Here is a 13,717-nt window from a genome sequence, read left to right on the forward strand (position 1 = left end):
CACCCGGGCGGCGCTCGGTGCGACGGCGGCCGCGTCGCTGGTCGCCGCCCTGCCCCGGCCGGCCGGCCGCCAGGCCGCTGGATCGGCCGGCGCCGGACGGGACTCGTCGCCCCGCTGGAGCTCTGCCGTCTTTTCCGCCAGCAGAGCTCCATCGCGCGATGGAGCTCTGCGGTCTCATCGGACAGCAGACCTCCAGTGGGGCGGAGGGTCTCCGCTGCCTGCGGGTTTCTCCGCCCGGCGGGCGGCGGCGGCCGGGTTCGCGGGGTTGTACGCGGCGACGGTGGGACGCGCGCAGCTCGGCGCGGCCCGGCAGCCCGACGCGGGGACGGTGCGGTCGGCGACCGGTGCCGGGGTGCGCGGCGTGATCCCGCTGCAGGCGGCGCTGCTCGCGCGGGCCGGAGCGGTGGCGCTGGCCGGCGCCGTCGTCGGGATCGGCCCGGCGGTGCGAGCGCTGTCGAAGGTGGTGTCGCCGACATGAGCGACAACCCGCGGACCCTGCGGTTCGGTTACGGCACGAACGGGTTCGGCAGCCACCGGCTGGACGACGCGCTCGCCGTCATCGCCGGCCTCGGCTACGACGGCGTCGCGCTGACGGTCGACCACCCGCACCTGGACCCGTTCGCGCCGAACCTGTCCGCGCGCACCGTCGCGGTCGGGCAGCGGCTGGCCGAGCTGGGCCTGGACGTCGTCATCGAGACCGGCGCGCGGTACGTGCTGGACCCCTGGCGCAAGCACGAGCCGAACCTGGTGTCCGACACCGGCCGGGAGCGGCGCGTCGACCTGCTGTGCCGGGCGGTCCGGATCGGCGCCGAGCTGGGCGCGGAGGCGGTGTCGTTCTGGTCCGGCACCCTGCCCGGCGGCGTCGGCGCCGACGAGGGCTGGCGGCGGCTGACGGCAGGCGTCGCGGCCGTGCTGGAGGAGGCCGACCGACGCGGCATGGTGTGCGCGTTCGAGCCCGAGCCCGGCATGTTCGTCGACACCGTCGCCGGGGTGCTGGAGCTGCGCAAGCGGCTCGGCGACCCCGAACACCTGCGGGTGACGCTGGACATCGGGCACGTCGTCGCGAACGAGGCGGGCACCGTCGCCGACTGCGTGCACCAGGCCGGCGACCTGCTGGCGAACGTCCAGCTCGACGACATGGTCGAGGGCGTGCACGAGCACCTGGAGTTCGGCGAGGGCGAGGTCGACCTGCCCGCGGCGCTGGGCGCGCTGCTCGACGTCGGCTACGGCGGGCTGGCCGCCGTCGAGCTGCCGCGGCACGGGCACGCCGCGCCCGCCGTCGCGCGCCGCTCGCTGGAGGCACTGAAGGCCGCGCAGGCCGAGGCGCTGGCCGCACGGGGGACCGCACAGGGATACGGGGGAGAGGAAGGAGCGTCATGAGCGCGACGATCGATCGGACCCCGCATCTGGACCAGGCCGCCCGCGAGCGGCTGGCCGAGCTGCTCGCGGAGGTCGAGAGCGACCCCCGGCGGATCTCGGTGCTGTTCCCCGCGGTCGGACGGCGGGTGGCCCGCGGGCCGTCCAACCCGGCCGACCCCGACGGGCTGCGCAGCCCCCGGCTGGAGGACGAGGCCCGCGCGGCGCTGCTGCTGACCGCCGCCGCCCGGCTGGAGCCGGCCGCGCTGGTCGAGGAGGTCGGTCAGCTGTACCGGTACGGCGACGCCGACGAGAAACGGGCGGTGCTGCGGGCGCTGCCCCAGCTCGACATCGGCGACGCCGGGCTGCCGCTGGTGGCCGACGCGCTGCGCACCAACGACGTCCGGCTGGTCGCCGCCGCGCTCGGGCCGTACGCCGCCCGGCACCTCGACGCCGCGGCCTGGCGGCAGGGCGTGCTCAAGTGCCTGTTCGTCGGCGTGCCGCTGGACGCCGTCGCCGACCTCGACGCGCGTACCGACGAGGAGCTGGCCCGCATGGTCGCCGACTACGGCAACGAGCGGGTGGCCGCCGGGCGGTCCGTCCCGAGCGACGCCTGGCGCATCCTCGGCCGCCATCCCGAGGCGGTCGCCGGCCGCTTCCCCGTCCCGTCCGAGCCGAGCGCCGGGGAGGCCTGATGCGCATCTTCGACCCCCACATCCACATGACGTCGCGCACCACCGACGACTACCAGCGCATGTACGCCGCCGGCGTGCGGGCGATCACCGAGCCGGCGTTCTGGCTCGGCCAGCCGCGCACCAACGTCGGCTCGTTCGTCGACTACTTCGACGCGTTGGTCGGCTGGGAGCGGTTCCGGGCCGCGCAGTTCGGCATCCGGCACCACTGCACGATCGCGCTGAACCCGAAGGAGGCCAACGACCCGCGCTGCCACGGCGTCCTCGAGGTGCTGCCGCGCTACCTGGCCAAGGACGGCGTCGTCGCGGTCGGTGAGCTGGGCTTCGACTCGATGACCGACGACGAGGAGAAGGTGTTCGTGCGGCAGCTGGAGCTGGCCGGCGAGCACGACCTGCCCGTGCTGGTGCACACGCCGCACCGGGACAAGGCCGCCGGCACCCGGCGGACGCTGGAGCTCGTCGCGGCCAGCGGGCTGCCGCCGGAGCGGGTGCTGGTCGACCACCTCAACGAGACCACGGTCGGCATGGTCGCCGACTCCGGCTGCTGGATGGGGTTCTCGATCTACCCGGACACCAAGATGGACGAGCACCGGATGGTCCGCATCCTCGCCGACCGCGGGCTGGACCGGATGATCGTCAACTCCGCCGCCGACTGGGGGCACAGCGACCCGCTGAAGACCGTCAAGACCGGCCGGGCCATGCTCGCCGAGGGGTTCACCGCCGACGACGTCGACCGCGTGCTCTGGCAGAACCCCGTCGCGTTCTACGGGCAGAGCGGCCGCCTGCTGCTCGACGAGGTCGACCTCGCCGGCACCGAGCGGACCGCGACGTTCCAGGGCAACTCCATCCTGCGCGGCCAGCGGCCGGAGGCGTGATGCGGTTCCGGCACGCCGACGGCAGCGTCGTGCACCTCGCGTACTGCACGAACGTCCACCCGACCGAGGACGTCGAGGCGCTGCTGGACCAGGTGACGCGGTACGGCGCGGGCGCGCGCTCACGGCTCGGGGTGTCCCGGCTGGGGCTGGGCCTGTGGCTGCCCGCGCCGGTGGTCGCACGGCTGGCGTCCGAGGCCGGCCGCCGCGACCTGGACCGGCTGCGCACGACGCTCGCCGCCGGCGGGTTGGAGGTGGTGACGCTCAACGCGTTCCCGTACCAGGGCTTCCACGACCCGCGGGTGAAGCTGGGCGTCTACCACCCGGACTGGCTGACGACGCAGCGGCTGACCTACACGCTGGGCTGCGCCCGGGTGCTGGCGGCGCTGCTGCCCGACGACGCCGTCCGCGGCAGCGTGTCCAGCCTCCCGCTGGCCTGGCGCACGCCGTGGGACGACGCGCGGCGCGGGCTCGCGGCGGACCGGCTGGCGCAGCTGGCCGACGGCCTGGCCAAGATCGAGGCCGACACCGGGCGGACGATCCGGGTGGCGCTGGAGCCCGAGCCGGGCTGCGTCGTCGAGACCATCGACGGCGCCGTCGCCCAGCTCGGCGCCGTCGACACCGACCGCATCGGGATCTGCCTGGACGCCTGCCACCTGGCGACGCAGTTCGAGGAGCCCGTCGACGCGCTGTCCGCGCTGGCGGCGGCCGGGCTGCCCATCGTCAAGACGCAGGCGTCGGCGGCCCTGGAGATCGCCGACCCGTCCGACCCGGCGGCGCGCAGGGCGCTGGCCCCCTACGCCGAGGACCGGTTCCTGCACCAGACCCGGGCACGGACCCGCGGCCGCATCGTCAGCGCCGACGACCTGCCGGCGGCGATGTCGTCGGCGGCGTTCCCCGACGACGGCCCGTGGCGGGTGCACTTCCACGTGCCCGTGCACGAGCAGCCGGAGCCGCCGCTGGCCGCCACCCAGCAGCACCTGACGGCGACGCTGCGCGGGCTGTTCGGCGGCGAGCACGCGGTGACCGACCACGTGGAGGTCGAGACGTACACCTGGTCGGTGCTCCCCCCGGGGCGCCGGCCGGACGGGCCGGACGGCCTGGTGGCCGGGCTGGCGGCGGAGCTGCGCTGGGTCGCCGACCGGATGGTCGAGATCGGTATGGAGGAGATCGCGTGACGAACAAGCTGCTGGTGCTCGACGTCGTGGGCCTGACCCCGCGGCTGCTGGAGCACACCCCGAACCTGCGGGCGATCGCCGGCGACGGCTGGCAGGCGGCGCTGGGCACGGTCCTGCCGGCAGTGACCTGCTCGGTCCAGTCGACGTTCCTCACCGGCGCGATGCCGCGCGACCACGGCATCGTCGGGAACGGCTGGTACTTCCGCGACCTCGGCGAGATCTTCCTGTGGCGGCAGCACAACCGGCTGGTCCAGGGCGAGAAGGTCTGGGACGTCGCCCGGCGCGCGACGTCGGACTACAAGGTCGCGAACGTGTGCTGGTGGTACGCGATGGGCGCCGACACCGACTGGACGGTGACGCCGCGGCCGATCTACCACGCCGACGGGCGCAAGTCGCCGGACTGCTACACCCGGCCGCCGGCCCTGCACGACGAGCTGACCCGGTCGCTGGGGGAGTTCCCGCTGTTCCAGTACTGGGGCCCGACGGCGTCGATCAAGTCGTCGGAGTGGATCGTGCAGGCGACCCGCCGGCTCATGCCGCAGGCCGACCTCACGCTGGCCTACGTCCCGCACCTCGACTACGACCTGCAGCGGTTCGGGCCGCACAGCCCGCAGGCCGTCGCCGCGGCCCGTGACGTGGACCGGGTGCTGGAGCCGCTGCTCACCGACGCCAGGAACCAGGGCGTCACCGTCGTCGCGCTCAGCGAGTACGGCATCGGGCCGGCCAGCCGCCCCGTCCACGTCAACCGGGCGCTGCGGCAGGCCGGGCTGCTCGACGTGTACACGCAGGCCGGCATGGAGTACCTCGACCCGTGGGCGTCGCGGGCCTTCGCCGTCGCCGACCACCAGGTGGCGCACGTCTACGTCAAGGACCCCGCCGACCTCGACGCCGTCCGGGAGCTGTGCCAGGCGCTGCCCGGCGTCGACCTCGTCCTGGACAAGGACGCGCAGCGCGAGTTCGGGCTGGACCACGAGCGCTCCGGCGAGCTGGTGCTGGTCGCCGACCTCGGCGCGTGGTTCACCTACTACTACTGGCTGCACGACGACCGCGCGCCCGACTTCGCCCGCGGCGTCGAAATCCACCGCAAGCCCGGCTACGACCCCGCCGAGCTGTTCCTCGACCCGGCCGACCCGCGGGTCAAGCTGCGCGCGGGCGCCAACCTGGCGAAGAAGAAGCTGGGCCTGCGCTACGCGATGAACGTCGTGCCGCTGGACGGGCAGTGGGTCCGCGGCACGCACGGCCGGCTGCCCGACGACCCCGCCGACGGGCCCGTGCTGCTGTGCAGCGACCCGTCGACGGCTCGCGACCAGCTGGCCGCCACCGATGTCCGTGACCTCATGCTCGACCTCGCGGGGCTCAGCACCCCGGTACGGAAGTGACCGAGCGCGCAACCGAAGGAGACACCATGGCACGACCGATCACCCTCTTCACCGGGCAGTGGGCCGACCTGCCGTTCGAGGAGGTCGCCCGGCTGGCCGGCGAGTGGGGCTACGACGGCCTCGAGATCGCCTGCTGGGGCGACCACCTCGACGTGTGGCGCGCCGCCGAGGACGACGCCTACGTGAAGTCGCGGCTGGACATCCTGGAGAAGAACGGCCTGAAGGTGTGGACGATCTCCAACCACCTCAAGGGCCAAGCGGTCTGCGACGACCCGATCGACGAGCGGCACCGCGGCATCCTGCCGGACCGCATCTGGGGCGACGGCGACCCCGAAGGCGTCCGCCAGCGCGCCGCCGAGGAGATGAAGGTGACGGCGCGCGCGGCCGCCCGGCTGGGCGTGAACACCGTCGTCGGCTTCACCGGCTCGGCCATCTGGAAGTACGTCGCGATGTTCCCGCCGGCGTCGGACGACATGATCGCCGCGGGCTACCGCGACTTCGCCGACCGCTGGAACCCGATCCTCGACGTGTTCGACGAGGTCGGCGTCCGGTTCGCGCACGAGGTGCACCCGTCGGAGATCGCCTACGACTACTGGACGACGGTGCAGACGCTGGAGGCGATCGGGCACCGCGAGGCGTTCGGCCTCAACTGGGACCCCAGCCACATGGTGTGGCAGGACCTCGACCCGGTCGCGTTCCTGTGGGACTTCCGCGACCGCATCTACCACGTCGACTGCAAGGACACGAAGAAGCAGCTCGGCAACGGCCGCAACGGCCGGCTCAGCTCGCACCTGCCGTGGGCCGACCCGCGGCGCGGCTGGGACTTCGTCTCCACCGGCCACGGCGACGTGCCGTGGGAGCAGTCGTTCCGCATGCTCAACGCGATCGGCTACGACGGCCCGATCTCCATCGAGTGGGAGGACGCCGGCATGGACCGCCTGCGCGGCGCCCCCGAGGCCCTGGAGTTCGTGAAGTCGCGGCTGTTCGACGCGCCGGCCGCCGCGTTCGACGCGGCCTTCAGCTCCGGCGACTAGATCCTCCGCAGAACCACCCGCACCACCCCGGTACCACCCGAGAGGAGCACGACGATGTGTTACGGATACGACGGCGACCGCGCGCTGGACGAGTCGCTGGGCAGCCGTGGGCTGAACCGGCGGCGCTTCCTGGTGGGCGCCGCCGCGGCCGCCGGCGGCGTGCTGGCCGGCGTCGGCGGTGCGCTGCCCGCGTCGGCCGGCACGCAGCCGACCGCCAGGAAGATCGTCCCGCGCGGCGCGATCAGCATCCAGCTGTGGACCGTGCGCGACGCGCTCGCGCCCGGCGCCCTGTACGACGCGACGCTGCGATCGATCGCCGGCTACGGCTACACGAAGGTCGAGCAGGCGCTGGGCTACTTCGGCCGCACGGCCGCGCAGCTGCGCGCCTTCTACGACGAGATCGGCATCTCGGCCACCTCCAGCCACGACGGCATCAGCGGCGACCAGGCCTCGCTGGAGGCGAAGCTGGAGAACGCCGTCACGCTGGGCCAGCGGTTCGTCGTCGTCCCGTACCTCGCCTCGGACAAGCTGTCGGACTGGCAGCTGTGGGCCGAGCAGATGAACGCCGAGGCCGAGCTGGCCCGGTCGTACGGGCTGCGCTACGGCTACCACAACCACGCGCACGAGTTCACGACCGACCTCGGCGGCGGCGTGACCCCGTGGGAGGTGCTGACGTCTGAGCTGGACCCGAGGCTGGTCCACCTCGAGGTCGACCTCTACTGGGCGGTGACCGGCGGCATCAACACGGGCGTCGCGGTCGAGGACGCCGAGCAGTTCGCCATCGACGTCATCGACGCCGCGCCGCAGCGGACGCTGCAGTACCACGTCAAGGACCGGCACCTCGCCGGCGGCGACATGGCCGACCTGGGCACCGGGCACATCGACTTCGCGAAGATCTTCCGTGCGCACCGCGTGCTGGAGTACATCGTCGAGAACGACACCCCGGACGTCACCCCGCTGCAGACCGCGGAGGTCGGCTACCGGTACCTCACCGAGCTCCGCATGCGCTGAGCCGGTCGAGCCTCGATGGGTGAGGGATCCGGGTCGCCAGGGCTACCCGGATCCCTCACCCACGTGCGGTCGTCCCGGATACTGGCGGGCTGCGAGATCGACGTGCTGAGATCCCGGATGTGAGGCAGCGGGCGAGAAGTCGATGATCTTCGATTCCGCCGGAAGGGTAGCTGCCGGGCACCTCGTCGGGGCACACTTGGGGGACCGAGGTGGTGCCGGTGATCCGATCGAGGGTGGAGGGTCGCGCGCTGCCGTCCCAGCGTGGACGGCCGGAGGGTGATCTTTCCGACGTCAGTGAGCCGGGCGAGCCTGTGCCCGCGTCCGTCGTCGACGACGACGATCCACCGGCCGCGCCCGCGCCGCGGACGTCCGAGGCCGGTGCCGGCAGCGGCACCGACCTCACCCGCCGCTACCTGCGCGAGATCGGCCGCATCCCGCTGCTCAGTGGCGCCGAGGAGGTCCGGCTGGCCCGCGCCATCGAGGCCGGACTGCTGGCCGGCGAGCGGCTGGCCGCCGGCGACGCCGGTCCCGACCACGACGCGCTGGTCGAGCTCGTCCGCATCGGCCAGCGGGCCAAAGCCAGCCTCATCGAGGCCAACCTGCGCCTCGTCGTCTCCATCGCCCGCCGCTACACCCGCCGCGGGCTGCCGCTGCTCGACCTCATCCAAGAGGGCAACGTCGGCCTCATCCGCGCCGTCGAGCGGTTCGACCACGCCCGTGGGTTCAAGTTCTCCACGTACGCCACCTGGTGGATCCGCCAGGCCATCAGCCGCGCGCTGGCCGAGCAGGGCCGCACCATCCGGCTGCCGGTCCACGTGGTCGACGAGCTCAACCGCGTCCTGCGGGTGCTGCGGACGCTGGCGCAGCAGCAGGCCCGCGACCCGTCCGTCGAGGAACTGGCCGCCGCCACGTCGCTGCCGCCCGACCGCGTCGTCGAATTGCTCTCGTACGCCGAGGAGCCGGTCAGCCTGCAACTCCCGGTCGGCGAGTCCTCCGACAACACGTTCGGCGACTTCGTCGAGGACACCGACGAGCTGAGCCCCGAGGAGCTGGTCGCTCAGCTGCTGCTGCGCGACCAGGTCGAGCAGGTGCTCGACGGCCTCAGCGAGCGCGAGAAGATGGTGGTCCGGCTGCGGTACGGCCTGCACGACGGCCGCGCCCGCACCCTCGAGGAGGTCGGCCGCGAGTTCGGCGTCACCCGCGAACGGGTCCGGCAGATCGAGCACCGCACGCTCACCAAGCTGCGGCGCAACGAGTGGGCCAGCGAGCTGCGCGACTACCTGGCGTGAGTCCTCGTTAGGCTGGGGGCGTGAAGCTGCGCCGGCGACGTCCACCTGCCATCGACGGGCTCGAGCCGGGGGAGCGGGTGCTCGCCACCGCCGGCGGTCCCGACGGCGACGTCGTCGCCACCACGCGCCGCCTGCTGCTGCGCGGCACGTCGGTGGAGTGGGTCCGCGTCGAGACCGCCGCCTGGGACGGCGACGCCGCGGTGCTCGTCGTGACGGAGGTCCCCGACTCGCGCGGCCGCCGAGGTCGCCACCGGGTCGCGCTGGAATCGCCGGGCCGCCTGGTCGACGTCGTGCGCGAACAGGTCACCCAGAGCGTCGTCATCAGCCGCCACGTCGCCGTCGACGGCCGCCGCGGCGTGCGCGTCACCGGCCGGCGCACCCCGGCCGACGAGATCGTCTGGACCGCGGCCGTCGACTCCGGCCTCGACCTGCGCGACCCCGGCACGAAGGCGCGGGTCGACGCCGCGGTCGCGCTGGTCCGCAACGAGGTGGAGTGAGCCGGCCGGACCGCCTGCGGTGCGGCCCGGCCGGCTCGGTCACCGCGGTCCGCCGGCGTCGGGCCGCTCGACGAGCCGGTAGGCGTTGCGGATCGTCTGCTCGACCCGGTTGCCCGCCTCGTCCCACGCCTCGACCCGCAGGCTCACCACGTCCGACGCCCTCCGGTTGGCCGGCCGGTGCAGCGCGGTCGCCTCGAACCGGCCGCCGCCGCGGGGGCGCACCCGCGCCTCGGTCCACTGCGCGCCCTCGTCGTAGCTGACCCACAGCCGCAGGCCCGCGACGTCGGGCATCGGCTGCCGCGACGGCTGGCGGTGCGTGCTCACCTCGATCGTCTGCGGCCCCGGTGCGTCCGCCCGGTTGGTCAGGTCCAGCCCCAGGTCGTAGCGGAGGAAGATCAGCGGCTCCGGCCGGCACGGCGTGCCCAGCGGCGGCCGCTTCAGCAGCCGGGTCAGCCACTCGGAGTCGCAGACGTACGGATCGGCCAGCAGGTCCTCGCCGGCCGAGCCGGAGCGGAACTCCCATGCCGTCTCCGTCGGGCCGAGCCGGTGGGTCAGCCGGTAGTCGGCCGGTTCGGGCGGCAGCTCGTAGGCGAGCAGTGTCGCGGCGACCGGATCCGGCCCGCCCTCGACCTCGACGCCGTCGCGGTACAGGTGGGTGCCGCCGTCGTTACCGAACTGACCGTACTGGCCGACGAAGTCCCAGCCGATCTGGCCGGGGTCCGACGACGCGGTGTAGCGCAGGTGCGGGTAGAACACGTCGCCCTCCCGGCAGCCGGTGCACGGCGCCATCTCGGGCGGCAGGTGGCCGTGCGTCTGGTAGCCGATCGGCGCGGTCCCGGCCAGCGGCGGCACCGGCGCCGGCACCGGCGGCGAGTCGTTCCACACCATCGTGGTGCGGGCGGGCTCGTCGAAGACGTCGTAGCGCACCTGGCGCCCGGCGGGTGAGGTGATGTCCTGCACCTCATGGCGCACGACGGTGTCCGGGTCCAGCGGCCAGGAGTACTCGGTGACCTCCCACGGCGCCGTCGTGGAGAACGGCGGCAGCGCCCGGATGCCGGTCGTGCGCGGCCCGGCCGCGGCGTCGGCGGGCCGCCACGCGGCCAGCGACAGCCCCATCCCCGTCGTGGCCCCGGCGTGGATGCTGTGGTCGATCGTGACCAGCTCGTCCTCGTCGACGGTGAAGTGCAGCGAGTCCGGGATCGCGCCGTCCAGCGCCGGGCGCAGCTGGTAGAAGTACGGCGTGACGGGCGTGCCGTCGACGGCGACGCTCACGTCGCCGGCGGCCAGCTCGCGCAGCGCGGCGCCCTGGTCGAACGGCAGGTAGACCAGCGGCACCCGCGTGATCGCGTCCCCGTACTGCTCCACCTCGGTGGAGCTGTGCAGCGGCGCCACCGGACACCACAGGCTGCCGTCCAGGTAGGAGCCCGGGCGGTCGAAGAACAGGTGCTCCTCGTTGGGGCTCAGCGCGATGCCGGCCGCACCGGCCGCCACCACCGCGTCGACGGCCTCCCGCGTGGGCCAGCACTTCCACGGCTGGCCGTCGAAGCGCGCCGGGTCGGCACGCAGCAACACCAGCGCGCCGCGCAGGTCCAGCCCGGCCAGCTCGGCCGGCGTGCCGAAGCCGGCGTCCACGACGGGCAGGCTCTGGTGGCCGGAGAACATCGCCGGCTTGGCCCGGCCGTCGTAGTAGACGACCGTGGCGGCGCCGCCCGGCGCACCCTGGTCGTTCCGGCCGACGGCGGTGACGGCGACCGCCGCCCGGCCGGCCACGACCTCGGCGTCCAGGAGGCAGCTGGCCTCCTCGCCCGGCGCCAGCGTCCGCCGCGGGCAGGCCAGCGGGCCCAGGTCGGACTCGGCGACGAGGTCGCTCAGCGCCGTGGTCCCGGTGTTGCGGACCGTCGCGGCGATGGTCAGGTCGGTCCCGGCCTCCAGCTCCGGGCCGGGCGACAGGTTCGCGGCCTGTCCGGAGACGGTGGCCGCGACGATCGCGACGGCCGGCCCCGCCGGTGGCGCCGGGTCGGCGGGGTCCTCGGCGCCGGTGTAGTACGCGACGGCGGTGCCGGCCAGCGGCACCGCAGCGCCGTTGGCGTCGAGGCCGGCGCCGGTGACGACGATCGGGACGATCTGCGGCCCGGCCGCGGCCGCGGTCCGCAGACCGCACGTCGTCGACTGGCCCGAGTCGAGGGTGTCCGTGGCACACGTGCCGGCGCCCAGCGGCGTCCGCACCGCCAGCCCGGTGCGCTCCGGTGCGCCCGGCGGGTTGGTGACGACGACCGACACCTCGACCTGCGCGCCGGTCCGTACGACGGGTCCGGGCGCGGCCGCGGCGGGAGCGCCGTCGACGACCGGCTCCTCGACGCTGAACGGCGGCGGCCCGAACGCCGCGAACGGCTCGCCCCACTCCGCATACTGCGGTCGCAGCTCGAGGTCGTCGTGCCCCTCCACCCGCATGGTCAGATCGGGAGCGACGAGCGTGTTCTCGATGACCATCCGGAACTCGCCGGTCTCCACCTCGTCGGTCGGCGTCACCCAGAAGCTGCTGCGGCCGTTCGTGGTGGTGGGGTTCTCGCCCAGCGTCACGAACCCGCCGCCGGCCGCGACGTGCTCGGGCACCCAGCGCTGCATCATCATCCGGCGCTGGTGACCCTCGGCGGGCAGCGGGGTGTCGAAGGTGACCTCGACCGCCTCGGCGGCGTCCAGCACGAGCTCGCCGTCGCCGGTGACCTCCACCTCGGGGTCGACCAGGATGGCCCAGTTCTCACCACCGGTCTCCGCGTCGTACCACTGCACGGGGTTGGTGAACGCGATGTAGGTGCCGGCCGGCAGCTGGAACTCCACGCCGTCCGCCCACTCCTGCGGCGTCCTGACGTCCACGCCGTCGCCGAGGCTGACCCAGCCGGCCCGGGTGGACGCGTCGGCGGCGCCGTCGATCGGCGCGAACGTCACGTTGCTGGGCCTCCAGCCCTCCGGATCGCCGGAGTGCAGCTGGCGGACGGTGACCGTGTGCAGCTGCTCGCCGATGACGATCCCGAGCGGCGTGGTGAGCCGGATCCCGGGGGCGGTCGCGACCACGCTGCCGGTGTACAGCGCGGGCTCGACGGCGTGCTGGTCGAAGGTGACGACGACCGTGGCCGAGCCGCCGGCCGGCACCTCGATGGAGTCGCGGTCGAGGGTCACCGCGCCGGTGGGGACGGCGCCGCCGTCCTCGTCCCGCGCGGCCGCGGCCAGCTCGAGCGTGACCGGTGCGTCGGTGGGGTTGGTGTAGGTCAGCGTCCGCGTCGGCGGGTCGCCCTCGGCCGGTAGCCGCAGGAAGCCGAAGTCGGCGGTCGCCGGGCTGACCTGTACCTGCTGGCCGATCGCCCGGGCCACGTCGACCCGGCCGGCGCCCTGCTCGTAGACCGTGTAACCGCCGTCGTCGGCGCCGGCGACCAGCGCCGCCTTCAGCTGCTGCGCCGTCCAGCCGGGGTGCTGCTGCGCCAGGATCGCGGCGGCGCCGGCGACGTGCGGCGTCGCCATGGACGTGCCGCTGACCCGGGTGTAGTGCTCGTCGATGTGCACCGCGTTGGGCATGCTGGTGCCGGCCGCGCGGGCGGCGCCGATCGCCACTCCGGGCGCGGTGATCTCCGGCTTGATCGCGTAGTCGCCCCGGCGCGGGCCGCGGCTGGAGAACGAGGCGAGGTGGTCGTCCCGGTCGACGGCGCCGACGGTCAGCGCCGCGCCGGCGGTCCCCGGCGAGCCGACGGCGAAGTCGCGACCGGCGTTGCCCGCGGCGATGACGAACAGCGCTCCGGTCTGTTCCGTCAGCGCGTCGACCGCCTGGCTCAGCGGATCGGTCCCGTCCGTCGGGCCGCCGCCCAGGCTCATGCTCACGATGTCGGCGTCCTCCTCGACTGCGGCCCACTCCATGCCGGCGATGACCGACGAGCCGACGCTGCTGCCGCCGTCGGACAGGACCTTCCCGATCACGAGGTCAGCGCCCGGCGCCACACCGGCGAAGCGGCCGCCGGAGGCCGCGCCGGTCCCGGCGACCGTCGAGGCGACGTGCGTGCCGTGCCCGTGTCCGTCGGTGAGCTCCTCGCCCGGGATGAAGCTGCGGCCGGCGACGATCCGCCCGGCGACATCCGGGTGCGTGGCGTCGATGCCGGTGTCCAGGACGGCGACCGTGACGCCGGTGCCGTCGAGGCCGGCCGCCCGTGCCGCGTCGCCGCCGATCTGCGGGACGCTCTCGTCGAGGGCCACGGTGACCGCCGGGTCCAGCCAGACCCGCTCGATCCCGGCCGCCAGCCGGTTCCGGCCGCCGGCCAGCGTGGCCCAGAAGTCGGCGGCGCCGGCCGGGTCGACCGTCACCGCGGCGGCGTCGATGCTGTCCAGCGGGACGCCGGCCGCGGCCGCCGGGAGAGCGGCGGCCC

Annotated in this window: 11 protein-coding genes; 10 read left to right on the forward strand and 1 reads right to left on the reverse strand. The window is 74.3% G+C overall.

Annotation, left to right across the window (positions count from 1 at the left end):
* Positions 1-280: 280 nt before the first annotated feature.
* The 10 genes from DY240_RS32855 to DY240_RS13765 all read left to right on the forward strand — a co-directional run bounded on the left by DY240_RS32855 (position 281) and on the right by DY240_RS13765 (position 9,308).
* Entirely contained in the window at positions 281-478 is a 198-nt protein-coding gene (locus DY240_RS32855) for a hypothetical protein (protein WP_199701466.1), read from the forward strand.
* Positions 475-1,380, forward strand: a complete 906-nt coding sequence (locus DY240_RS13725; protein ID WP_119660434.1) for a sugar phosphate isomerase/epimerase family protein — start codon at positions 475-477, stop codon at positions 1,378-1,380. The genes DY240_RS32855 and DY240_RS13725 overlap by 4 nt, the downstream gene beginning before the upstream one ends.
* Entirely contained in the window at positions 1,377-2,051 is a 675-nt protein-coding gene (locus DY240_RS13730) for an EboA domain-containing protein (RefSeq protein WP_119660435.1), read from the forward strand. The genes DY240_RS13725 and DY240_RS13730 overlap by 4 nt, the downstream gene beginning before the upstream one ends.
* Positions 2,051-2,923 (forward strand): TatD family hydrolase, encoded by an 873-nt coding sequence (locus DY240_RS13735; RefSeq protein ID WP_119660436.1) that lies wholly within the window; start codon positions 2,051-2,053, stop codon positions 2,921-2,923. The genes DY240_RS13730 and DY240_RS13735 overlap by 1 nt, the downstream gene beginning before the upstream one ends.
* Positions 2,923-4,098, forward strand: coding sequence for a metabolite traffic protein EboE (gene eboE / locus DY240_RS13740; protein WP_119660437.1), 1,176 nt, complete (start codon positions 2,923-2,925; stop codon positions 4,096-4,098). The genes DY240_RS13735 and eboE overlap by 1 nt, the downstream gene beginning before the upstream one ends.
* A complete protein-coding gene (locus DY240_RS13745; protein WP_119660438.1) occupies positions 4,095-5,477 on the forward strand; it encodes a nucleotide pyrophosphatase/phosphodiesterase family protein in 1,383 nt (460 codons plus the stop codon). The genes eboE and DY240_RS13745 overlap by 4 nt, the downstream gene beginning before the upstream one ends.
* 26 nt (positions 5,478-5,503) lie before the next feature.
* Positions 5,504-6,511, forward strand: coding sequence for a sugar phosphate isomerase/epimerase family protein (locus DY240_RS13750; RefSeq protein WP_119660439.1), 1,008 nt, complete (start codon positions 5,504-5,506; stop codon positions 6,509-6,511).
* Between the two features lie 54 nt (positions 6,512-6,565).
* Complete coding sequence (locus tag DY240_RS13755; RefSeq protein WP_119660440.1) at positions 6,566-7,522, forward strand: sugar phosphate isomerase/epimerase family protein; 957 nt, start codon at positions 6,566-6,568, stop codon at positions 7,520-7,522.
* Positions 7,523-7,770: 248 nt separating this feature from the next.
* Entirely contained in the window at positions 7,771-8,811 is a 1,041-nt protein-coding gene (locus DY240_RS13760) for a sigma-70 family RNA polymerase sigma factor (protein ID WP_407659325.1), read from the forward strand.
* 20 nt (positions 8,812-8,831) lie between these two features.
* On the forward strand, positions 8,832-9,308 hold the full coding sequence (locus DY240_RS13765) for a hypothetical protein (RefSeq protein WP_147375319.1): 477 nt from the start codon (positions 8,832-8,834) through the stop codon (positions 9,306-9,308).
* A 39-nt stretch (positions 9,309-9,347) separates the two neighbouring features.
* On the opposite strand, the gene DY240_RS33710 is transcribed toward DY240_RS13765, so the two are convergent.
* Positions 9,348-13,717: S8 family peptidase (locus DY240_RS33710; protein ID WP_147375320.1), on the reverse strand; the 4,370-nt coding region annotated here is incomplete at its 5' end.

Source organism: Jiangella rhizosphaerae (assembly GCF_003579925.1).
Lineage (GTDB): Bacteria > Actinomycetota > Actinomycetes > Jiangellales > Jiangellaceae > Jiangella > Jiangella rhizosphaerae.